The sequence below is a fragment of the Actinomadura alba genome, from assembly GCF_014323705.1.
GTDB classification, from domain to species: Bacteria; Actinomycetota; Actinomycetes; order Streptosporangiales; family Streptosporangiaceae; genus Actinomadura_C; species Actinomadura_C alba.
The window spans coordinates 173,818-195,946 of sequence record NZ_JABVEC010000014.1 but is presented as its reverse complement, the minus strand read 5'-3'; the positions used below and the strand labels follow the sequence as shown (position 1 = coordinate 195,946).

Sequence of the window (22,129 nt, the reverse complement as noted above, 5' to 3'; positions counted from 1 at the left end):
TCGCGCGACGTCTTGCCACCGCCGTGTCATCACCCGGAGCGGCGTTGAGCGGCCGTGGCGTGCATCCTCACAGGTCGTCGTAGGAGAAGTCCCTGGCCAGTTCGGCCCAAGGGAGGTGGCCCAGCCGCGCCATCGCCGTGGGGTGGATCACACCGTCGCCGATCTCCTGATACCAGATGACGACGAGGGCCGTGTACATCCAGTCGCCCACGGCGCGCGGTGTGGGCCTGCCATGGAAGAGACCGACGCATTCCAGTGGAGGCATTAGTTCCATCGGTCCCCAGCGGGGATGCGGCTCCCGGTCGTCGGCGACCGTCCTGACCGGCTCCACCAGGTGCACCGGAATGTGGCGCCAGAGCCCCCGCACGCGCTCGACCTGCCGTCGCAGGTGTTCGTCGTTCAATTTACGGCTGGGCATGCCCTCGAGGTAGCCGCCGTAGGTCAGCGAGATCTCGACCGACCTCAGCGCGAGCGTGCCGGCCGCGCTTTCGATGGTCTGGATCGCCTCGCTCATGTGCCGCCTCACACCGGTTCGATCGCGTTGGGCCACAAGTGTACGGATCGAGAAGGCGGCCGGGCGGTACCAGGCCAGGGGCGGGCGGCGTCCGGCCAGGGACCCGCTCCGCCACGCGGGCGAGACGGTGCGGCGAGGCCAGTAACCTGCATCGCATGATTCGGACCGCCGTCCCAGAAGACGTCCCGACGATCCTGCGGCTCGTTCGTGAGCTGGCCGAGTACGAACGCGCCGCGCACGAGGTCCACGCCACCGAGGGGGATCTGCGGTCCGCCCTGTTCGGCCCCGAGCCGCGCGTGTCCGCGCACGTGGCCGAGCACGAGGGCCAGGTCGTCGGATTCGCCCTGTGGTTCCTCAGCTTCTCCACCTGGCTTGGCCGCCACGGCATCTACCTCGAGGATCTCTACGTCAGCCCGCAGGCGCGCGGGCACGGCTACGGCCGGCGGCTGCTGGCGGAGCTGGCCAAGATCGCCGACGAACGGGGATACGGGCGCGTCGAGTGGTCGGTGCTCGACTGGAACTCGCCCGCCATCGGCTTCTACAAGGCCCTCGGTGCCCTCCCGCAGGACGAGTGGACCGTCTACCGCCTCACCGGCGAGGCGCTCACCCGCCTGGCGCGAAGCTGACGGTCACCGGTCGGCCGCGACCCGGCGAGCATGACATATCTACCTGGCGCCCGCGGACGCCGTTCGGTCCGCGCGGAGCCGCCGCAGGTGTCTGGCCCGGAGGACCCGACCTCCATACGAATGGTGATCGAATTGACACGGCGTGTGACTGCTGTGACCATTGGCGCCGGAGTTACCTCATGGCAGGCACACGCGCGTAACGCGCGTCCGGCTCGAATCCGGCACACGTCGTCTTTGCCCGGGCAGGCAGGGTTGGCGTTCGCCTCAGGGGACTCTCCGCTGATCAGCGGGCCCTTCGGAACGAACAACCTCACAGAGGAGGCTGGGAAGCCCGTGGGAGCAAACGACACCCTCAGGGATCGCGTCGCCGTGCTTGAAGGGCGTGCGAATGATCACGACGCGCTGCACAGGCGGCTCGAATTCAAGATCGATAATCTCACCGACGAAGTGGCCTTCATCAAGACGGACGTCGAGGGCCTCAAGGATGACGTCGGGGTCCTTAAGGCGGACATGTCCGAGGTCAAAGGAAAGATCGGCATTTTGACCGACGATGTCGCCGAACTCAAGGCGAGGACGGCCGACCTGGGCGAAATCCGGGCTCGGGTCGCTGAGATTCCTGAGATCAAAGCGAGCCAGATCAAGATCCAGAACATGGTGGCCAAGCTGCTGGCCAAGGCAGAGGGCACCGAGGAGGCCGCCAGCGTCTCCTGACGGACGCCGCGCTCGATGAAGGCGGGAAGGCCGCCGGCTCTTCTGATCCTCAGAGGAACTGGCGGCCTTTCTGCGTCCCGTCGCCGCCGGTCTCACAGCCGCTGCGAGTGCTGCTCGATCAGACTCGCCAGGAATTCCTGGGTCTCGGGGTCGACGGCATAGATGACCGTACCGGCCATGCCCCGCGTGAGCAGGACCTTGTAAATGTTGCGGACATGGCGCTCGACCTGCAGGTCGGTGACACTGCGCCTGGTGAGCTGAGGGTCCTTGTTGCGGTCGCGTACGGTGACGAGCCGGCCGTGACGTGCCACGAGGTCGGGACCGATGATCACGCCGGACCAGTCGTACTCGAAGCCCTGGGCGGTGTACAGGCAGCCGACCTGTTCGAAACCGCCGTCCATCGTCGCCCACAGCGCGCTGGAGGGGGCGTTCCCGACGGCGCGGTCGCCTTTGACGTTCCGCGGCTTGGCCCAGTCGCCGATCCGCACGTCAGGTACGAGAGTGTCGTCGGAACGCGCATCGCTCCACGGCCAGCAGTAGCCGGCGGCGATGCGGGCGGAGAACCCCTCTTGGGCCTTGCCGCGCAGGATCGCCTCCAGTTCCTCGGGTGAGTCCGCGAGCGTGACCGCGAAGTGGTCATCGCCCGTCCACGGCTGTGGCCCGTCACCGGCGTCGAGACCGAGCAGACTCAGGACCCACTCCTCGTACTTCTCGCTCCCGCCGCACCGCCACTGGCCTTCCAGTGGGACATGCTCGACGCGGAAGCCGAAGCTCTCGGCATGGCTCTTGATGGCCTCGAAGGTGCCGATCTCACCGGGCTTGACGACCTGATGCTCGTCGAGGAGGAAGACAGGTACCCGGGCGGCCGCCATGAGCTCGTCGACCTGCGGCCGTCCGGTGTGGATCGGGTGAAGCGGTTGGCCGAGGTCTCCCGGATGCGATGCGCCTCATCGCAGATGAGGACGTCGAGTTCGTTCTTCTCGGCGTTGGTGAAGCTGTTGAAGTACTTGAAGAGGTTCTGGACCCGTCGGTTGCCCTTGCCCACGTGGCGTCGCATCGTCTGGGTGAACGAGCGTGACCCGGTCGCGTGGAGAGCCGGGTGGCCCCTGCGGCTGAGTTCTCCGAGCAGCGACAGCGCGATGACGCTCTTGCCGCTTCCGGGGCCACCGGTGACCACGACGACACGCTTGTTGTCCGCCTGTCGAGCCTTGCGCACGGCGTACAGGACCATCTCGTACGCCACGCGCTGCTCATCCAGGAGGACGAACTGCTCACGGTCCTTGATCTCCGCGGCAGCGAGCCGCATGAGCTGCTTGGACGGCCTTACCGCGCTGTCGAGCAGACGGTCGCCGGCACCCGCACCGGGCTCTGAGGCGAACTGGGAGCGCAGATAGTCCAGGAAGGCGCCACGGCGGGTCTTGGTGAACAGCCGGGTGTACTGGCTCTCCACCAGGTCGAACAGGTCGTGCACGTCCGGATCCGCCGCGTTGTGGAGGTAGGCGACACCGTGCACGGTGTCGGGGTCGCGGTCCAGCGCACCGATGAAGTCGACGATGGTGTCGCAGTAGCCCTGCACCTGCTGCAGCGGGTGGGGGAGCACTCTGGAATAGCCCGGGACTAGAACGAGTGTCTCGCTGTCCTCGAAGAGCTCGGCCCGGCTCCACTGCTTGAGCTCCACGACCACGTAGCGGTCGTTGCCCTTGTGGTCGACCCCGGCGAGGACGACGTTCGCGCGCTTGCTCGTACGGGGAAGCTGGTACTCGATGAGCATCTCGACCTTGCCAAGGTCGGCCTCGACGAGATCGCGGGCGAGGAGCGGCAGGCTGTTGCGCCACGACCTCTTCTCGCTCTCGCTGGTCGAGAGCCCCATCGACATCTTCAGATGGTCGGTGATTCTGGTGGCCAGGCGTCGTTCGATGGGGGACTCGAGCACGCCCTCGGCCGACAACCGAAACGCCGTTACGGACTGACCCTCAGGCAGCACGAAGAACTCGTGCGGGTGGGGGCGTGTCCGCGATCACCTCATCGGCGGAAGCCCGTCGGGCCGCAAATACCGCTATGCAGATTACAAGCGATCATGGAGGCTGTCAGGTGATCGGTGGGGCCTTGCGGATCGACCCTCGATACGTCGCGGCGTCGTAGCGACGTTCCCCCTCGTCCAGCTTGACGTGCGCGGCGGCGATGAGGTCCACGCCGAGGACGTCGGCCAGCCTCGTCAGATAGATGGTGACGTCGGCCAACTCTGACCTGACCCGCGCGGCAGCCTCCGGATCGTGCATGACCCGCTCCGCCTCTTCCGGTGTGAGCCACTGCAACTCGGCGAGCAGCTCCCCGACCTCGCCGGCCAGTGCCATGGCGAGGTTCTTCGGCGTGTGGAACTGATCCCACTCCCGTACGGCCGCGAACTCCCGAAGCCGCACGACCAGGTCCTCAAGCTCGGTCATGTCGCTCAGCCTAGGCCTTGGTGAATGCCCCTCACGTTTCCACATCCGTCGGTCGGTGCCGCTCGCCGCGAACAGTCACGAGCTACGAGGTAGGTCAGCTAAGGGCGGCGAGCGAGCCTCTATCCGCCGTTCAGGCTCACCCGATCGGGAACTCGCGGCGGCGCTGTGCCGCCATGGCTCCGACGCACGTCGAACGGCCGTGAACATGCCGATGGGCCCGCCGTTCGCGACGGACCCATCGGTCTTGGAAAAAGAGGGGTTCTGACCGTTGAGCTACAGCACCTCACGGTACTGCCAGGGCTTCAACCTGGATCTCCCTGCTTCTCGTGGAGCCACTGGTCGTGAGCCAGCGGGGTCGTACCCGGCTCCTGCGCAATCCAAGTTAACACTTCTGGCTGGAAAGGCGTCCCGGCTCAGACCGAGAGGAGGCGATGCTGCTCGCGCAAGGAGAGTGTCGCACCCTCAAGGTCCGCGAGGCGAGCGGCCAAGGTCGCTTCGGCTAGGTGGCGGGAGCGCGGCGCTGAACTTCGGCCCTTCCAGCGCCGTGTCGTCGCCGTCGGGTAGGCAGAGCCGGTCACGCGACTCGGCGACCGCGACCTTCCATAGGTCGCGTGTGACGTCCGTGTGCAGCCGGACGAATGAGTCGTCGACCCGCTGAGCCGAGTCCGCCACGCTGCCGAGGCTCGCCTTCAGCGTGGCATTGGTGCGGTGACCAGCCCATGTCCACCAGCGCAGGTCGCCGTCGGCTGTACGCGTGAGCACTGTGCCGCCTGGATGGACGGGGTCGGCCGCCGTTTCGCGTGCTTGCGCCAAGGTCGCACCAGCGCGGCGGGTCAGCCGTACGGGTGGGTCGGCTCCGAGAAGGGCTCGGAACCGGGGACCGTGCGGTGTCTACCAGTTCCGGCAGCGATGCGGCGGCCCCGCGACCACCCGCTGCGTCAGAGTTCGCCCTCGACTGACGACATAGCGCCCGTACCTTGATTTGATCAGTACCTGGTGGCTCTCTCCCGGGGGCATGCATAATCCCAGATGTGAAGGCGTACGTTGGTGTGACCGACGGTGACTGGTACCGCTTTCTCTCAGCGCGTCCCGGACTGAACGAGGTCAACTTCTGGCGTCCCTCCAGTGCGCGAGAATTCAAGGTCCTCACGCCGGGCGAGCCGTTCTTCTTCAAGTCGCACTACCCGCACAACCGCGTGGTGGGCGGTGGTTTCTACAGCGGGTTCGCGCAGCTCCGCGTCTCCGAGGCCTGGGAGTTCTTCGGCGAGGCGAACGGCGTCGACAGCCTCCAGCAGATGCGGGCCCGGATCGGGCACTACCGCCGCGCGCCGATGGCTGTGGGAGAGGACCCCGTCATCGGCTGCGTCTTCGTCCGAGACACGCGCTTCTTTCCGGTCGGCGAGGAAGTCGACCCACCGCCGGACTTCGCGTCGAACATCGTCCAGGGAAAGGGCTACGACCTCGCCGCCCACGCACATGCCGGCTACTTCGAGGAGCTCGTCTTCCGACTGCTCGGCCACAGCGTCGAGATCGATTTCTCACAGCCCTGGCACCGCGGAGGTCCCGTCTACGGCGATCCGAGGCTGACCCCTCGGCGCCTCGGGCAGCACGCCTTCCAAGCAGTGGTCCTGCGTGCGTACGACAGGCGCTGTGCCATCACCGGCAACAAGATCCGGCCCGTCCTGCAGGCCGCCCACATCCGACCGCTGCCGGCGGGAGGCGAGCACCGGCTCGACAACGGCCTGCTGTTGCGCTCTGACGTCCACACCCTCTTCGATCGCGGATACCTCGGTGTCGATCCGAATCACAGACTCCTCGTGAGCCCGCGACTGCGGGAGGAGTTCGGTAACGGCGACCAGTTCTATGCCCGGGCGGGCCGACAGATCGCTCTACCTGAGCGACGACCGGACCGGCCGGGCCGCGAGTTCCTCGAGTGGCACCTTGACGAGGTGTACAAAGCATCCTGATGGCTTAGGTCAGCGCCGTATCCGCGCTCAACAGCGCCCGAACGACCGCAAGATCACGATCTACTGGTGAGCTCGGTAAATGTGGTTGATGAAGGTCGTCCACTCGGACCGGGTGAACCGAAGGACTGCGCCCGTCTCGCCGGCTTTGGAGTCGCGGACGCCGATCGTGCCGTCGGAGGCCGGCGATACCTCTACGCAGGTGCTGTTGGGCTCGCTACGGCGCGACTTGCGCCAGTGGGTGTACTTCGTGCTCATTGACCGGCCCCTGCCTGATTCTCGGCGATCCTGTCGGCCGTCTCGCTCGGCGGTCATGCCCTTCGCCTCGCGAAGGGTGCGTAGGGCCAGGCGTCGGCGGCGGACGAAGGGGCTGGTCACCGTGGTCCTCCGGATGGTCGGCCGTGCCGAAAGGGGCACGGATCGAACATGCCTTTGACTACGGTGCGTATTGAACACGCAGCTTTCCGGGGTCGCTGTGAGAACCGGGGGAGTGGCCGGATACGGCCATCCCCGCCGGCTCGTCTTCGCCGCTCGACCGGCCGGCGGCTCATGAGAACACGACGCCCGGCCGTACCTCCGTTCGATCGGGCTGTGCCGACCGGGCGCGTGGCGTCAGGGGATGAGCGACCAGCCGAAGCCCGCGTTGGCGGGGTCGGCGCCGAGGTCGGCGGGTCCGAAGGTCATGGCTCCCGTGCCCGTCGCGCCGGAGCGTGTCCCGGGGAACACGCTGACCGCGCCGTCGCCCCGGTACAGGCTGTTGGGATCCCGCTTGTTCTCGCCCACCGCGGCCGCGGCCAGGTCGGCCCTGCCGTCACGGTTGAAGTCGATCAGCGAGACGGTCCACCCGAACAGGTCGTCCGGCTCCGCCGTGTCGGGCACGCCGGGAGTGTCCTGGCTGAAAGACCGGGCTCCCGCCGTGGTGAGGCCCCGTGGGAGGCCCTTCAGCAGGACCACCGATCCAGCCCGGTTCGCCTCGCCGACGGGCTTGCCCTGCACTCCGATCGCGACATCGGCGTACCCATCGCCGTTGGCGTCGCCCACCGCCACCGCCGACCCGAACCGGTCGTACTCGCCGGTCGTCCCCGGCACTCCCCGGGTGTCCTGGTTGATGGTGAGATCCGGCTCCGCGGGTAGGCCCTGGCGCGTCCCGTACCGGATGTACACCTCGCCGCCCCGGGCAGGGCTCTGGCTGATGTACCCGGTGACGAGGTCTGAGCGACCGTCACGGTTGATGTCGCCGAGCGCGGCCGTGTCCGCGTACTCGATCGTGACGGTGGTCTCCGTGCTCAGCCCGCCGGACGATCCCAGGTAGAGATCCACCATGGGCGTTCCGCCGACGGCGGGATAGGACGTCACCACGTCGGCGTATCCGTCGCCGTTCACATCGCCGGTGGTGATGGCCGTCAGCCCGCTCCGGCCGGCGCCGTAGGGAAGCGGGTTCACTGTGTACGCGCCCTCGGCGACGTCGAACAGGTACACGTCACCAAAGTTGCTGGGGGTCTCAGTCGCGATCAGCTCCGCCCTGCCGTCGCCGTTCACGTCGCCCATGCCGACGGCGTTGCCCAGCCGGTACTGTCCCGCGACCGAGGTCGCCCGGCCCAGGCCGTCCTCGCCGCCGAACAGGACGGTCACGGCGCCGTGGTAGAAGACGTTGTCGTACGGTCCGTACCGCGGCGAGCCGATCGCCAGGTCGGCGTACCCGTCTCCGTTGAGGTCGCCGGCCGCGACCGAGGTCCCGAACCCCGCGTTCGGTTCGGCCGGGCCCGGAACGCCGGGTTCGTCCTGGCTGACGACCTGATGCCTGCTCGTGTCCAGCCCGGACCTGGAGCCGTACACGACGGTGACGTAACCGGCGCCGGTCTTGCCGCCCACCGTTCCGTTCGGAGCGCCAATGGCCATGTCCTGGTAACCGTCGCCATTGAAGTCTCTGGTCACCTTGGCCGCCGCTTTGACCTGCCGAGGTTCGCCCGCCGCGGCCGCGACGCCGCCCGACGGCATCATCGCCGCCACCAGGGCAGCGCTGATGGCAGCACTGATCACTACACGTCTTACCTGCACAGCCTTCTCGCCTTCAGTAGGGGAGAAGGTGGGCCCACCCCCGATTTCACCCGTAGGACGTACGGAGGCCGACCCCGGGTGACTTATCAGGACGAAAGCGACCAGATCCGGTCATCCCATCCCTGTCGTCTGCCCGGACAGAACGCCAACGCCTTCCCAACGGCACCCAGGCCTGCGCCCTGTCCGCCGTCAGGTACCCGATCTCCGCTGCTCAACCTGATCGTCGAGCCGCCATGACCAGCGTCCGCAGCCACACGTACAGGACCTTGAGCAGCCGCAGCCACCACGGACGCGTGAGCGGTATGACGATGTCCTCCTTGATCTCCCTGCGGACCGCATCCGTGCTGTCCAGCGCCGCCCAGCTCCGCACCATATCGATCATGATCTTCGAGGTCGCCGGATCGGTCTCCGCGAGCCCCAGCCCGTACACCGACGGCATCGGGTGCGGCATCGCCGCCGCGACGAAGGCGCACACGAGTCGCTCGCGCAGCATGGGACGGCGCACCGCGGCGTCCAGCCATCGATGGATGGTGTCCTCGAACCCGGGGTCCCGCTCTCCGAGTCTGCCGCCACGGGTGTGCAGTGCCGCCCTCCACGCCGTGGCGCACCTCAGCGGATCGATGGCCTCAGCCCCGTCCAGCATCTCGGGCAGGCCGGACGGAGAGACCCACCCCGCCATGTGGAGGAAGATCGTCACGCCCGCGCGGATCCGGCGCTCCCGCGCCTTGTCCGAAAGGTTCGCGCCGCCCTTGCCCGAACTCCAGTCGAGTGCCGCCGCGAGCACCTGCCGGCGTTGGTGCGACGCCAGGCTCAGCGCGGCGCTGATCACTTCACCTACGACCTGAGCGTCACCGTTCGTAGCCAGGTGCTTGAGCCGGGTCAGGGCGATTGAAGGGTACGTCTGGCCGAGGGGCTCGCAAACCCGGGCGATGGTCAGCTTCAGCGTCTGTGGTGTACGCGCCGCGTACGACCAGTCGTAGAGCGTTCGGCGAACGCGACCACCGACACGAGCGTGGAGGCACGTGCGGGAGAGCGCGATGAAGGCCAGGTCGGCCAGGCCCGTCTCAGCCCACGCCCGTGCCGCCTCGGCGATACGGTCGGCCGCGCTGTGCTCAGCGGCCAGGTCCGCGAAGGTCTCGACGAGTCTGTTCCGCTGCCGAGTTGGCACGGCCTCGTCCGTGGGCAGTGCCGCCAGCCAGGAGAGCAGATCCGTGCGGGTCAGCGGGTAGTCGTTCCACACGTGCCGCAGCGCCGACTCGGCATAGCCGTCACGGCGGAAGGCGATCCGGTCGTCCTCCCGTTCGGCTTCCAGAAGACTGCACAGATCTGTCACCGGACACCACACCAGTCCCGCGCCGTCCTTGGTGATCTCAAGCCGCTGCGCGAGCGACCAGGCGGCGGAGTAGACGTGCGTCTCCTCGATCGGAGCGAGCGTGACCGCCGCGACGAGAAGAGCCCGGTCGCGGGGTTCCCGGTGCTTCTTGAACCAGGCGCGCAGTTCCTCGGCCCAACCCCGGAACGCGTGTGCCACGTCCGCCTGCCGCGCCGCGATACCGCCGTCCCGCTGCTCAGCTTGCTCGATGAGATCGACGAGGCGGCGTGCGCCGGCCGGCAGTACGTTCTCCAGCAGCGCGGACGCTTCGTTCCAGTGCGGCCACGTGGTGTCGGCGAGCCCTCGGCGCATCAGCCGGTGCCGGTAGACCTGCACCGGATGGGGAGGCTCGACCGCCACGCAACGCAGAATGATGCCGAGGCGCGCCTGTTCGGCTTCGTCGCCGACCACCACCAGGTACGCGCCGGCGGCGCGTACGGCGTCGACCAGGCCGCTGAGCTGTGCCGGCTCCTCATCCGCGCCTCGCACCACGTAGCCGCACGCGCCGTTCGCGCCGATCTCCTCCATGTCCTCTATGTCGGTAGAGAACCGGCGGATTCGGATGTCGGAGCGCAGCTCGCGGAGGGCGGCGATGGCCGTGGTCTCGCGGCCGCATCCGGGCGGTCCCGTGAGGCAGACGGCATGGCTGGCCTCGAGAGTCTTCACGATCAGATCGTGGTTGCCCGCGGGCACGTAGCTCGCCACCCGGTCGGTGATATCGCTGGCGCTGAGGTAGAACGCCGGGCGCCCGCGCACGTACTTCACCTGGCTCTGGACGAGGTCGCCGCTGACCGTCGTGCCGATGACGCTCTGCGCGCCGTCCCCGGTGACGTCTACGTCACCGACCGTCGGCGCGTACGCCGTCGCGGTCATGACCGTTCTTGGCGGATGTCGCCGCCGGCCTGGGCGCCGATGATGTTCTGTGCGGCGTCGCCGGCCGCCGCCACGTTGCCGAAGGACATCCCGCCGGGCGGGGCGGGCGCCGGGTCACGCGGGCCGTCGTCTGGCGGGGCCGCGCCGTCCGGGCGCTCGCGCTGGGATGGTGTCGGAACGTACAGGAACGCCGGCCGATCGAACTGCTTGACCTTCGCCCGAACCTCCGTGAACCGGTTCGGGTGCAGGCCGGTGTAGCCGGCGCGCACGAACATCTCGAACGTTTCCGCGGAAACGAGCGCCGCCGTGAACGTGACGTCTGGATCGCTGTCGCGCAGTGCCGCTCGCAACGGTTCACAGTCCAGGAGGCGATTGACATCGACCGTGGCGGTCGAGATGCCCGCCGTGACCGGGTGTTCATCATCGACGAGCCCAGCGTGCAGGGCGACCCGGAGTCGGAGCCGCAACCCGCGGGCACGTAGCCGTGGCGCGGACTCGGCCAGGGCCTCCTGCAGGTGGTCGGCGAAAGGATGGACCAGGGTGGGCATCGCGTCGGAGGGAAGCACAGCGAGGATGCCGTCGCCGGTGCTCTGCAGAAAGCGCACGGACTCCCAGGTCTCGCCGAGGCCACTGCGTTCGCAGGCGCGCCCGACGACATCACGGATCTCGGTATGGATGCCGGGCAGCTCGGCGTCACGGTTGCGGCTGAACCCTTCCGCGTCGACGACGAGCAGGGACTGAAAGGACGGCATTGTCGCGTCTCCTCCGGTGTGTGGTCTTCCACACGATGCACAGGGTTCGGCTCGGTGACTGTCTGAAATCAGACGTTGCCGTGGCCCGATTCGGCCAGGGCTCGCAACCGGGGAAGGTCGGTGATGACGATTCTGCGGCGTGCCGTGGTGACGAGGCCCTGGTCGCGCAGGCGTGCGAGCTCGGCGGCTACGGTGCTGCGGGAGAGACCGGCCGCCTGGCCGAGCTCTGTCTGGTCCAGGCCCACGTCGACCGGTATCGCCTGGCCGGGGGCTGTCAGCCGGAGCAGTGTCCGTGCAAGCCGTGGCGCTGCGGGAAGCGCGGCGAGTTCGGCGCGCCACGCCTCACCCTCTCGAATACGGTTCATCGCGTGCCGCAGCAGCTCTGTCTCCAACCCCAGTGACCGTACGAGCAGGAGAAACCGGTCGGCGGGTATCGCCCGTGTCTCGCACGGATCGATCGCGATGACGGTGGCCGAACGGTCGTCGCCGCCGAGCACGGAGATGTCACCGAGGATTTCACCGGGCCCGCGCACCGCGAGCACGAGAACGCTGCCGTCCGGTGACGACCGCAAGACCTTCACCCGCCCGGCGATGAGCACGAGCACGTGGGCGGGCGGATCGCCTTGCCGAAGCAGAATGCCGCCCGGCTCATGGCGAAGGACCGCGCCGGCCGAGATCAGCCGAGTCCATGCCTGCGTCGAGACGGCCACGCCATCATGTCTCTCACATTCCACGCTCAGAGCAAAGGTGGCTGGTGTAGTCGGGACAGGATGGCCCCAGAGCCACCCTGCCTGCGAAACCTCGCAGGGCCAGGCTTGCTGCCGTTCTTCGGTACGTATCGTGAGTCGCGGCTGGCGGTTGGTCGTCATACAGGCCGCAACGAGCCCAAGGCCAGAGTCGGATGTGCCGGCCCCGGGCAGATGTCGCGCAGTCGTTCCTTCGCGGCCTCAGCGAGTCTCGACGCCGCGGCGGACGGCCTCGGTGAAGGTGGCCCATTCGGCATGAGTGAAGACGAGAACGGGGCCGTTGCTCTGAGCCTTGGAGTCGCGTACGCCGATCGTGCCGTCAGGAGCGGTCGCCACCTCGACACACGCGCTGTTGGGCTCGCTGCGGCGTGACTTGCGCCAGTGAACGTACTCAGCGGTCATTTACGGGATCCTGCCTTGTCGATCAACCGTTCGGCCGCTTTCCTTAGGAGTACGAGGCTGTCCGGTGGGGAAAGCGCAGCCTGCCGGAGATGTTCATATCGTCGTGTATACCGTGCCACTTCGTCCGGCTTTGTGTGAACCAAGTCAGTGTTGATGGTGTTCACGACGGCCATCGGCGGGTCCTCGACATCGGCGAACCCGTAGAGGAAGAACGCTGCTGTGGGGAGCAGTGTCCCTTCAACGCGGGCGTCCACCCGCAGGAGTCTGACGTGGACGTTGGCGTGCGCGTTCACCGTCTCGATGAGGTGCTCTACCTGCGCGCTCATGATCGATGCAGGAATGCCGAGACGATGGATGACGACCTCGTCCAGTACGACCTCATAAGCCGGTCCGTCGGGACTCAGTATGACGCTCTGCCGGTTCCGCCTGGCATCTACGGCACGTTCAGGCAGGTAGTCGAGGGTGCCTTCGGCCTTGGTCAACTCGACGAGCGCCCAGGTGAATTCAGGAGTCTGAAATAGGCCGGGGATGGTGGTCGGGTTGTACTCGCGGATGGTGGCGGCGCCGGACTCGATGTCGGCGTAGAGGCGTTGGCTGGATCCCATGGTGTCGCCGTAGGAGTCCCACCAGCCGCGTTCGGCGGCGTCGCGGGCGATCTGTCCGACCTCGTTCCACTTCTCCCCGGTGACTTCGAGGATGTCGAGGATCTTCATGACCTCGGCGAGGTCGGGGCGGATGTGGGCGTTCTCGAGCCGGCTGACCTTCGTCCGGGAGTGGTAGATGAGCTGCGACAGTGCTTCCGCGGTCATGCCCTTCGCCTCGCGAAGGGTGCGTAGTTCCTCGGCCAGGCGTCGGCGGCGGACGAAGGGGCTGGTCACCGTGGTCCTCCGGAGAGCGGTCGTGCCGTAGGGCGACACGGATCGAACACTTCTTTGACTACGGTGCGTATTGAACAAGCAGCTTTCCGAGGTTGGCGCGGAGAACCGCACGAGTGGCCGGATGCGGCCACTTCGGTCCTCGTGCCCCGTGTCGCTATCTCCGGGCCGCGCGGGATGCCGACCCACCCCACGAAATCTCGAAGGCGCAGCCTCGCACACCGACGCAGTCATGGAACGCAGTCGCGTCACGTGGTCACCGTGCGGGCGCTTGATCTCGCGAGGGATGAGCGCTCCTGTCGAGCGGCGATATCCATGGCTTTGGGTGTGTTATCGGCCAGGTGTGGTCATTGCTTGTTCGATGGGAATCTTCTTTGGGGTCTGCTTGAGCGTTTCCTCGACGGCCGCGATCAGGGCCCGGATGCTCTTACGCAGTTGCCCACGCTGGTAGGTCAGATCCTGCTCAAATCGGGCCGCGGTGCCGTTACCGTCGCTGACCCAGACCTGCCGACTGCGCATCCGTCGCTGTGGCTTGTCGAGTGCTCGCTCCACGAGGTCGGCGTCGCGCTTGAGCTTGCGCAGGAGTCGCTCGAGCTCCTCGTACTTCGGGTTGGGCACCTCGACGGCCACTGCTCATATCTCCTGTCGCGATGGCGGAGGCATGGGATCATTGGGCATCCTAAGGGCAATGTACGGGCTGATCGTGGCCGCGTACACGCCTTCTTCGACCTTGCTGCTTGGAGGAGTGCATGAGGACACCCGCTTGCGTACTTATGGTCGGTCTCATTCTGGTAGCCGGACCGGCGGTCGCCGCATGTGGGAAGAAGGAGGAAGGTCCGACGGTCGTCCAGGCGGAGCAGACCCTCAAGAGCCATGTCGACCAACTACTCAAGGATGCGATCGTCGAAAACGTTCGAGTTTCCGATTCCGGTGGCAAGGACATTCCCTGTGGTCATAGGAGAGCGGAACGGACTTACGCGGTTACAGCCGACAAGAAGGACTCGCCAGCTCTAAGCCCGGTTGAATTGTCGAGGCGTGTGCTTGGATCTGTGGATAATCTGGGTGGTTATAAGACTACGTATCTAAAAGGGGGTGATCCTGTAACAAAGCTACATAATGGTACGGCGCGGACTAATCTTACGCTCCGGGTGCCCGCAAAAGGGAAGGTTGAAATCTACGGAAGCACAGACTGTCTCCATACGTGATACATGCCTCTAATATGCCACTGCTCGCTACTGCGGCCACGAACTAGCCGTGTCGGATGCCGCCTTTTGTGCTCCTTGGAATGCTCGTGTGACATTGACGGTCGCCTGGCCAAATTTGGTGTCGCTAGCGCCGCCACGTCCGTTTGCATTGAGCCAGGCAATGTAGTTGTCCAGGGCTTTCGGGTTCTTAGCGATCTCTGAGTAGGCCAGCAGCTTGCCGCTGTCGTCGGCGAACGTCACACCGGGATGCGGAGTTTTGGAGCTGGAGGCCATGAATTCCTGAGGCGTCACCTTCATCTTGTAGCCCGCGCCTATCAGCTGCTGGACCGTCGAATGTTGAAGTCCGAGGGATGCCTGCAGTTCCCTGTCTTCGAGCGCCGCCAGGCGGGTCTTGCCCTCGGGGATCTGAGTAAGGGCGTCCTGGCCTTTGCCCACGTAGTACAGGACGAGTGTCCAGGCGGCGTCGGCCGCGAGTGTTCCGCCGGGTAGGAAGATGCTGCCGAAGTCGATGCCGAGGCCGATCATCTCGCTCATGGTCTGAGCGGATTGAGCGTGGCTCTTGTCCAGGTTCCCTTGCACCTGTTTCTCGGCTTGGGTTTGCAGCCCTCCGACGTAACCAAGCGCTTGCATCACCCGCTCCAGGCCGGGGGTGTCTGGAGGCAGATCGCCGCGTTGTTTGGCCGCTTCGATGCGTACACCCTCGGCGACCAGGCGGCGCGTAAGTTCACCCATCCCTTGCTGGAACGGCTTCATGTGCTCGGGGGAGTCGGCGAAGGTCTTCAGGAATCGGTAGGTGTCTTCCGGGCTGAGGCTGAACATGGGATCGAGGCCGGGAGTGTGCGTCGTGACGCGGCCGAACTTCGACTCCTGGTTGCGGTCATCGATGTTGGAGCCCTCAGCGATCTCGGTGGCGTACGAACCTGCGATCTGTGACATGGAGATCCGCATGGGCTCCGCGATCCCGTCTTTGACATTCGGCAATGCCGTCATGAGGGTGAAGGCGAACTGCGCGGACTGCTGTCTGTGCTTACCGTCCTTCTCGTCGTAGGCGCCGGACGCGCCGGCGAAGGCGCGGCCGAGTTGCTCGGCGACCTTCCCGTCGGCCTGCGCCAGTCGCGTGAAGGCGGTCAGCACCCCCGCGAGATCCGAGTCCTGGCGCTGTCCCAAGGCGACCTGATGGGGTGTCGTCCTTCCGGTCTTGTCCTCGGCGAGACCTACGAAGGCCAGCCGAGACGCGGCCGGGTTGTTACCCAGCGAGCGCAGGAACAGCGCGTAGGTGTCCTTGTCCTGGCTGTCGATACCGGGACGGTTCGTGCCCGTCTCGGAGAGGGCGAGTCGGTACATCGGGTCGAGCGCGTGCATCCGGGCCAGGCTCGCGAGCCACTCGGGCGGGAACTTCCCATGGCATACCAGCGACGCGACGCCCTTCTTGTCGGTGCTGGACAGGTTCTTGTCGAACATGGCATTGGTCACCGTGCCGAATCCCGGCACGTCCATGCCGCCCGACACCGCACTGGCGAGTGCGGTGCTGGTCTCCTGGATCTGCCGGGGGACGTGGCCGTCCTTGCCGTACTTGTTGATCATTGCCGGGAGCCGGCGGGTGAGTTCCGGGCCGAGGCTGGCGAAGAAGGCGGCCGAATAGTCGGAGTCGAACCGGTGTGCGCCAAGCTCGTTGAGTAGCTCGTGGTAGTCGTCATCGCCGGGGCGCACATTCTTTGCGGCTCTGAAGCGAGCGGCAAGCGCCGCACCCTGCCGACGCGCCTCCGCCGGCGAGAGGACGAGACGTTCGTCAATCATGGTCAGGCCCGACTGGGTGTCATCGTCGAGAGCGATCGCCAGATCCCGGCGTTTGATGAGCATGGGGATCTGATCATCGATCCAGCCGCATACCCGCTCGATCTCCCGGAGCGCGGATGTGTCCACTCCGAGCGCGGAAAGCTTCGTCCGATAGCCGCCCACCGCCGCCGTGAGATCGCCCCGCCCACGCTGAAATTCTTTGATCATCCCCGTCATCAGGGGTGGATCGATCCCGCTGGATCCGGGCGGAAAGCCCCCCATGTGCTCACCACTTTCACCATGGCCATACGGCCGACCGTCGCGATCCCCGTTACGCCAGAATCGTAGGGCCATTGGCTTCCATTCGACAGTCCATGAGCCTCCACCCTGCCATGAGGATCAGCACTATCGTGCATCCGTCGAACAGCAGGAGCCTGGGTCCGGATCATGTCTGTCGGGGCTGCTCCCTATACTCCTCCAGCATGCGATTCCAGACCGACCTGACGCCTCCTCCGGTGAACGACGCACAGCCGGCCGAGCTGTTCCTGATCACTACTCCGGAGAGCCGCGCACATGCCTCCGCCCTCGCGGGACGGTTGCGCGCCGAGGGATTCGAGGTCACCGAGACCAGCGACGATTCGGACGAGGACCCGGACGAGGTCGCCGCCGTGCTGGGCGGACTGCCGGTGATCGACATGGACAGCTACGACGAACTGCTGGTCGCGGTGCCTGAAGCGCCGATGGCCTTCGCGCTCGCCTTCGGTCACGGCGGTGCCTTCGTCAGCGCGGACGCCGACTTCCACACCGAGCCGCAGCCCTTCTGGTCCGCAGTCATGCGGATCTTCACGTTGATTCGCGACGAGGTGGGCTGGGTGCCTGTTGCCCAGGAGTGGCTGGAGCTGAACGCCGCCGAACATTCCGTCACTCCGGACGGCACCGGGATCCGTCCCGCCGAACTCACGGCCGAGGAGCTGGACGAAGCCGTCACCGCCGTGCTCAATGACGTCCCGGCCGATTACCGGCTGCCGCGCGACGCGGCCTCGGACGACGGGTCGCTCCGCAAGGCCGCGGCCGAACTCTCGCGCCGCTGCCCCAGCCCTGAGGCCAGTTTCCCGGTACTGATCAGTGTCACCGCCGACGGCGAGATCATGGAGGGTGTCGAGGACACGACGCTCACCGATTCGCTGCTCGACCTGGGATCCGAGCTTCGGCAGCAACTGGGGGACGACCGCACCGGCCGCGCCACCACCCTTGTCGTGCACCACGATCCCGGATGCGACCCGCCCTACCGGCTGGAGCCGGTCTTCGACCGGATACCGCTGCAGGGCTCGTCCGCCCGCTACATGCACTGGGACAGTCACGTGCGTGACATGCTGCGGCGCGCCCCGGAATGGCAGCCGGCCTGGCTGCCCGACGTGACGGCCCTGATGGAACGCGCCGGTTACGACCTCGCCGTGTTCTCGACGCGGTAGCCCGGCGAAGTCGCGTGATCTTGTAGTTGTTCGCATTGGTCGCCGCTGACCTGCGGTCGGCGGGCGGCCGATCGAGGGAAACTCGCTGCCGAACACTCCCGGCAGCATCAGCGCATGGGTCAAATCGGTCGAGAACGCACGTTGGTGCGTGACCGCTTCCTCGGTGTCTGTGACAGTGATACCGGATCGCCACGCGATCCCCAGCGCAGCGAGGATGGCCTCGACCGATGAGATCCTCGGAATCACCCGCACCGACAGCGACGGGTCGCCTAGGAGAAGGGCCGACACCGTGTCGAATGCCAAGGCGCTCCCCGGGTGAGATAGACCACGGGCGCCTTGGTGTGGGCGGCTTGTGCGATCTTGGCTGCCGCCTCCTCGTAGTTGCGGGTACGCGGTCTGGCATGGTCATAGTCCTCATACACGCTCTCCACGGGCGCGGCGGTCAGCTCGGTCAGCCAGCCGAGGTCATCGTGGCCGAGGATGGTGAAGACCTTCCTGCAGTTCGCGATCTCCTCGATGGCCTCGCCGGTGAGCTGCTCGGGCAACCGGATGCCAGAACCACGTCGTACTGTGGCGTCATGGCGGTACCCTCCCCAGCTCCTCAGATCCTGTTACTGGCACGAGCAGTCCATGGTCCACGAGTTCGGCGAGCAGGTGCTCCGCCTCCGGAGGGGGAAGAAACGCCGCTACAGAATCGATGGTCACGTGCTTGGCCGCCGCCACGTACCGCAGTGCGGTGGCGAAGGCGGCCGGGAACTCCAGCGTGCCACCGCCGGGGAACAACAGCTTGACTCGTTCGCCGACCTCGCTCACCCGAAAGATCAGATCCGGCCGTGGCCGTAGGGGGCCGGCGACGTGACGATCGGCGAGGTCGAAGAGCCCGGACGGATAGGTGAGGCGGCCGAGGACGAATCGATCTGCCGTGGCCCTCAGCGCGTTCGTGAGATCGAGCCCGGCGGCAGTGGGCGCAGCGGCATCGCCGTCCTCAAGAATCTGATCATTGAGGTAGCCAAACGGCGCCGCGGCCCGTAGCGATGGATCGGACCGCACTCGTTCGTCCAGCGCGGTGCGCAGCACGTCGTACCAGCTCGGCGGCTTGACGGTGATCGATACGTGCAATGACTCGCTGTCCAGGCTGGCCGCCTGGTGAACATGCCCGCGCGGAACGTACAACAGGTCTCCCTGATCGAGCCCGATCTCGGTGAACTCACCGGTCGTCTCAGCCGATCGGCACACCTCGTCGTCGAGCGGCAGCCTCCGCTGGGGCCGATCGAAGACGAACCAGCGTTTGGCCCCCTGGAGTTGCACGACGAGCACGTCATGGGAATCCCAGTGCGGTGCGAATCCGACCGAAGCCGGCGGGGTCAGGTACGCGTTGGCCTGCACGTCGTAGCCCGACTCGGCCTCCAGACCGCGGCACAGGAGAGCCAGCGGCCGCCAGTACCGGTTTATCGCGGGGCAGACAACCGTACAGCCGTCGCGGTAGGCGGACATGACGCGCTGTGGGTCGATCGCTGCGACGCGCGCCCCGCCTGGTGCGGAAATCTCCCGGATGTAGGACTGCGGCGGCAGCGGTACCTCGTCGCGGACCAAACGGATCGACGGATGCCGAAAGAGACCTGACGCGATCAGGTTGCCGAGCTGAACCACTGTCAGCAGCTCTCCGTAGTGCTCCGAATTTGCGCGGTGAATGTGCAGCGGCCGTTGTTCGAAATAAGTCCGCAGGTAGACGTCAATCTTGTACGGATGAAGTAGCCAACGCCAGGTGTGCCGGTCCTGGGCGCTCACCGCAGGTCCTGCGTGATTCCGTCGAGGACCACGTCGATGACCGCCTGCTTGGTCAGGCGGCACTCCAGTGTCTCCGTGGAGGCGAAGGTATCGTTTTCGAACCACTTGTTCGATGGGGCCCCACCACCGCACAGCGGGAAGTAGCGGCAACTTGCCCCGCACAGCCGTACGCCCTCGTCGATTTCGGCGAGCAGGGCACGGAACCGATCGGATTTCATCGCGTCGCGGATCGAGTCCTTCCACACGTTGCCGATCGTGAATTCGCCGTGCTGTGGATGCCGGTGACCGAGCAGTTCCGGGGAAAATGTGGAAAAGGCGCCGCCAGAGTCCACGTTCAGAAGCTGGAACGGCGTGGCCTGGGCCGAGCGGACTCCTGAGGCGAACAGGATGTGCTGCTCTGCCGTGTTGAACTCGCGAATCCGTAGGTTTCTTTCGCGTGCCGCGCGGTAGAGCGTCCGCAGGAATACCCGGTATTCCTCCTCATGGCCTTCCAGGCTGGAGGAGGTGTTTACGCCCTCACGTTCCTCGATGTTAAAGCCGATCTCCGGTATGCCGTTGGCGACAAAGAAGTCGGCGAACTCCTCGGGGTACGGGAGCATCGCGGAGCTCACCACCGCGATCAACGAGAACGGGACTTTGTGCTCTTGGAGCAGGCGTACGGCACGCATCACGCGGGCATGTGTGCCGCGCCCGGCCCTGCTGCGGCGATTGCTGTCATGGATGTGCGCGGGGCCGTCGATACTCAGCCCAACCCGGAAGCCGAGACGGGTGAACAGCTCGCACCAGCGAGAATCGACGAGCAGGCCGTTGGTCTGAATGGAGTGGGTGATCGTGAAGCCGCCCTGCCGCGCGCACTCTCGAGAGAGTTCCCAGGCGCTTTCGTAGAACTCCCGGCCCATCACCAGCGGCTCACCGGCATGCCAGACCACTGTGAACTCGCGCTCGACCAGATCGGCCTCGGCCACCCGGTTCAGCGTCTGCTGGAACGTGCCGAGAGACATGGGCCGATGAACGGTGCGATCCGGCAGATAGCAGTAATCGCAGTCGATGTTGCACAGCGGCGTTCCCTGGACGATCAGCAACTGGAGCGGGCCGTATCGGCGCGTGCCGGTGGTCCGCGCTGGCCGGGTCCGTCGCTTTACCTGTACTGCACGCGCGTCGAACTCCTCGCGGTGAACGAAGTGATTGGACGACAGTTGGAGATTGACGTCCAAGGTGCGGCGCCCGGCGGTATAGCCGTCATGGACGATGTTCTGCACGGGCGCGATGTACGCCTGACCGGGGCGCAGCACGACTCGTGTCACAGAATAGCCAGGATTGCGGTCCAGAAAGCATTCCGCAAGTGCGGAGGCGTTCCGATCGGCCAGTGCGGTGGCGAGGTGATTATCGAGCGGCTCTTCCCGCAGAGCCTCGGCGCATTCCGACAGGCCAAGGTTGACGAACACGAACGCTCGGCTTTCGCGACCCAGGTTGACCCCCACCCGGATGCCGGCCGCACCACGTTCTTGTGGCATCCGCCGCGGATGACCCCAGTTGTCCACATGCAGGCCGCGGTCCCGCCCCTGCTCACTGTCGTACGTCGTGGACACGCGCGGTGGGTGGGTGAAGTTGACCTCCGCGCTGCACAGCTCAAACGGCTGGAAGACCTTCTCGACCAGCCATTCCGAGACACACGCGATGAGAAACGGCAGCGCGTGCCGCTTGCCCTCCTGGTGCTCGGCGCGCGACCGGGTCATCGCATCCAGGCGCATATCCCAGGCGCGATGAAGCAACTCGCCCGGCGCGTCGAGCAGGATCACGGTGTTGTGCAGATCGTCCTTGCCAGTGATGCCGAGCAGCAGGTCGCGCTCCGTCTTGGTCACGCGCCGCCAGTCGTCGCGCGGCCGATATACCCCGCTGCGGTAACGTTGCGCACCCTCGGGCGTGGGCAGATAGCGGCCGCTGTCGACGACATAGGTGCCCCCGTTGACGGCAAGGTCGGTAACCGCGCGCCATTCCCGCGCCAGCGCAAGGACACGAATGCCCTCGGCAATCACGGTAGCGGATCGGTCACCCCGGGTCCCGCGCCCCCGAACGGTCGACCGAGGTCGACGGCGTCGCGGAGATGCGGGTAGTCCGTGAGATGAACCGAGCTGTTGGTGTTGGTCCAGTCGTTCCAGTCATCCCAGTTGTCGAAGTTGTCCCAATTGTTGAAGTTGTCAAATGGCTGGTCGGCGAGGATCCAGCCAGGCCATTGGTCGCCGCGCAGATCAATGATCTTTCTTTCGGCCCTCAGCGTTTCCTCGCGAGCCTCGGCATCGATCGCGCTCAGTCGCTCCGCACGCAGTTTACTTACCTGCGCGGCAGCCTGCCGGCGAAGTTCCTGCACTCTGGCCAGGAATTGCTGCTGTTCATTAGTCAGCTCTATTTCCTCCATGGCACCTCCTGCGTCTTACACGCCAGTGATCGTGACGCCCGCATAGGGACGAGTCCTCCGCCAGGGTGCGCCCTGCGGCCCGGTCCGGTCAAGACCGATTTGTGGCCGCCTCCGGCAACCGCTCGACGCGGCCTG

At 66.1% G+C, this 22,129-nt stretch carries 21 protein-coding genes and 1 pseudogene; 4 read left to right on the top strand and 18 right to left on the bottom strand.

From position 1 onward, the window contains the following. Positions 1–67: 67 nt before the first annotated feature. The gene (locus tag HKK74_RS20075; protein ID WP_187244779.1) at positions 68–514 is read right to left on the bottom strand and encodes a hypothetical protein; all 447 of its coding nucleotides are present in this window, start codon (positions 512–514) and stop codon (positions 68–70) included. Positions 515–669: 155 nt separating this feature from the next. On the opposite strand from HKK74_RS20075, the gene HKK74_RS20070 reads away from it, so the two are divergent. Next, a complete protein-coding gene (locus HKK74_RS20070) occupies positions 670–1,140 on the top strand; it encodes a GNAT family N-acetyltransferase (RefSeq protein WP_187244778.1) in 471 nt (156 codons plus the stop codon). A 333-nt stretch (positions 1,141–1,473) separates the two neighbouring features. Then, entirely contained in the window at positions 1,474–1,851 is a 378-nt protein-coding gene (locus tag HKK74_RS20065; RefSeq protein ID WP_187244777.1) for a hypothetical protein, read from the top strand. 92 nt (positions 1,852–1,943) lie between these two features. On the opposite strand, the gene HKK74_RS40085 is transcribed toward HKK74_RS20065, so the two are convergent. The 4 genes and pseudogenes from HKK74_RS40085 to HKK74_RS20050 all read right to left on the bottom strand — a co-directional run bounded on the left by HKK74_RS40085 (position 1,944) and on the right by HKK74_RS20050 (position 5,057). Then, positions 1,944–2,723 carry a DNA/RNA helicase domain-containing protein gene (locus tag HKK74_RS40085; RefSeq protein WP_281397863.1) on the bottom strand — a complete coding sequence of 260 codons (780 nt, stop codon included), beginning with the start codon at positions 2,721–2,723 and terminating at the stop codon, positions 1,944–1,946. An 80-nt stretch (positions 2,724–2,803) separates the two neighbouring features. Continuing rightward, positions 2,804–3,082: pseudogene (locus tag HKK74_RS40940) on the bottom strand (DNA/RNA helicase domain-containing protein); the annotation flags it as partial. A gap of 856 nt (positions 3,083–3,938) precedes the next feature. Continuing rightward, positions 3,939–4,295 (bottom strand): nucleotide pyrophosphohydrolase, encoded by a 357-nt coding sequence (locus HKK74_RS20055; protein ID WP_187244776.1) that lies wholly within the window; start codon positions 4,293–4,295, stop codon positions 3,939–3,941. A 462-nt stretch (positions 4,296–4,757) separates the two neighbouring features. After that, entirely contained in the window at positions 4,758–5,057 is a 300-nt protein-coding gene (locus HKK74_RS20050; protein ID WP_187244775.1) for a hypothetical protein, read from the bottom strand. 269 nt (positions 5,058–5,326) lie between these two features. Here HKK74_RS20050 and HKK74_RS20045 point away from each other — a divergent pair, with 269 nt between their 5' ends. Further along, positions 5,327–6,262, top strand: coding sequence for an HNH endonuclease (locus HKK74_RS20045; protein ID WP_187244774.1), 936 nt, complete (start codon positions 5,327–5,329; stop codon positions 6,260–6,262). Positions 6,263–6,322: 60 nt separating this feature from the next. Here HKK74_RS20045 and HKK74_RS20040 read toward each other — a convergent pair whose 3' ends face one another. The 9 genes from HKK74_RS20040 to HKK74_RS20000 all read right to left on the bottom strand — a co-directional run bounded on the left by HKK74_RS20040 (position 6,323) and on the right by HKK74_RS20000 (position 16,555). Then, entirely contained in the window at positions 6,323–6,517 is a 195-nt protein-coding gene (locus HKK74_RS20040; protein ID WP_187244773.1) for a DUF397 domain-containing protein, read from the bottom strand. 354 nt (positions 6,518–6,871) lie between these two features. Beyond that, a complete protein-coding gene (locus HKK74_RS20035; protein ID WP_187244772.1) occupies positions 6,872–8,299 on the bottom strand; it encodes an FG-GAP-like repeat-containing protein in 1,428 nt (475 codons plus the stop codon). Between the two features lie 229 nt (positions 8,300–8,528). Continuing rightward, positions 8,529–10,562: a metallophosphoesterase family protein gene (locus HKK74_RS20030; protein WP_187244771.1), complete on the bottom strand. Its 2,034-nt coding sequence runs from the start codon at positions 10,560–10,562 to the stop codon at positions 8,529–8,531. Beyond that, positions 10,559–11,314 (bottom strand): hypothetical protein, encoded by a 756-nt coding sequence (locus tag HKK74_RS20025; protein ID WP_187244770.1) that lies wholly within the window; start codon positions 11,312–11,314, stop codon positions 10,559–10,561. The genes HKK74_RS20030 and HKK74_RS20025 overlap by 4 nt, the downstream gene beginning before the upstream one ends. A 68-nt stretch (positions 11,315–11,382) precedes the next feature. Continuing rightward, positions 11,383–12,024 (bottom strand): Crp/Fnr family transcriptional regulator, encoded by a 642-nt coding sequence (locus HKK74_RS20020; protein WP_312881626.1) that lies wholly within the window; start codon positions 12,022–12,024, stop codon positions 11,383–11,385. A gap of 237 nt (positions 12,025–12,261) precedes the next feature. After that, the gene (locus HKK74_RS20015) at positions 12,262–12,462 is read right to left on the bottom strand and encodes a DUF397 domain-containing protein (RefSeq protein WP_187244768.1); all 201 of its coding nucleotides are present in this window, start codon (positions 12,460–12,462) and stop codon (positions 12,262–12,264) included. Continuing rightward, positions 12,459–13,340: a helix-turn-helix domain-containing protein gene (locus HKK74_RS20010; protein WP_187244811.1), complete on the bottom strand. Its 882-nt coding sequence runs from the start codon at positions 13,338–13,340 to the stop codon at positions 12,459–12,461. The genes HKK74_RS20015 and HKK74_RS20010 overlap by 4 nt, the downstream gene beginning before the upstream one ends. Before the next feature lie 327 nt (positions 13,341–13,667). Continuing rightward, the gene (locus HKK74_RS20005) at positions 13,668–13,967 is read right to left on the bottom strand and encodes a hypothetical protein (protein ID WP_187244767.1); all 300 of its coding nucleotides are present in this window, start codon (positions 13,965–13,967) and stop codon (positions 13,668–13,670) included. Positions 13,968–14,569: 602 nt separating this feature from the next. Further along, positions 14,570–16,555 (bottom strand): hypothetical protein, encoded by a 1,986-nt coding sequence (locus tag HKK74_RS20000; RefSeq protein ID WP_187244766.1) that lies wholly within the window; start codon positions 16,553–16,555, stop codon positions 14,570–14,572. Between the two features lie 245 nt (positions 16,556–16,800). Here HKK74_RS20000 and HKK74_RS19995 point away from each other — a divergent pair, with 245 nt between their 5' ends. Continuing rightward, positions 16,801–17,790, top strand: a complete 990-nt coding sequence (locus HKK74_RS19995) for a hypothetical protein (RefSeq protein ID WP_187244765.1) — start codon at positions 16,801–16,803, stop codon at positions 17,788–17,790. A gap of 269 nt (positions 17,791–18,059) precedes the next feature. Here the strand turns inward: HKK74_RS19995 and HKK74_RS19990 are convergent, their stop codons facing one another. Genes HKK74_RS19990 through HKK74_RS19975 form a run of 4 tightly spaced genes read right to left on the bottom strand, consistent with a single transcriptional unit; the run spans position 18,060 to position 21,994 of the window. Continuing rightward, positions 18,060–18,341: an SAM-dependent methyltransferase gene (locus tag HKK74_RS19990; RefSeq protein WP_312881634.1), complete on the bottom strand. Its 282-nt coding sequence runs from the start codon at positions 18,339–18,341 to the stop codon at positions 18,060–18,062. Positions 18,342–18,366: 25 nt separating this feature from the next. Beyond that, complete coding sequence (locus tag HKK74_RS19985; RefSeq protein WP_187244763.1) at positions 18,367–19,578, bottom strand: cupin domain-containing protein; 1,212 nt, start codon at positions 19,576–19,578, stop codon at positions 18,367–18,369. Beyond that, positions 19,575–21,614 (bottom strand): cyclophane-forming radical SAM/SPASM peptide maturase GrrM/OscB, encoded by a 2,040-nt coding sequence (gene grrM, locus HKK74_RS19980; protein ID WP_187244762.1) that lies wholly within the window; start codon positions 21,612–21,614, stop codon positions 19,575–19,577. Before grrM ends, HKK74_RS19985 begins: the two co-directional genes overlap by 4 nt. After that, positions 21,611–21,994, bottom strand: coding sequence for a hypothetical protein (locus tag HKK74_RS19975; protein ID WP_187244761.1), 384 nt, complete (start codon positions 21,992–21,994; stop codon positions 21,611–21,613). Before HKK74_RS19975 ends, grrM begins: the two co-directional genes overlap by 4 nt. Positions 21,995–22,129: the final 135 nt, after the last annotated feature.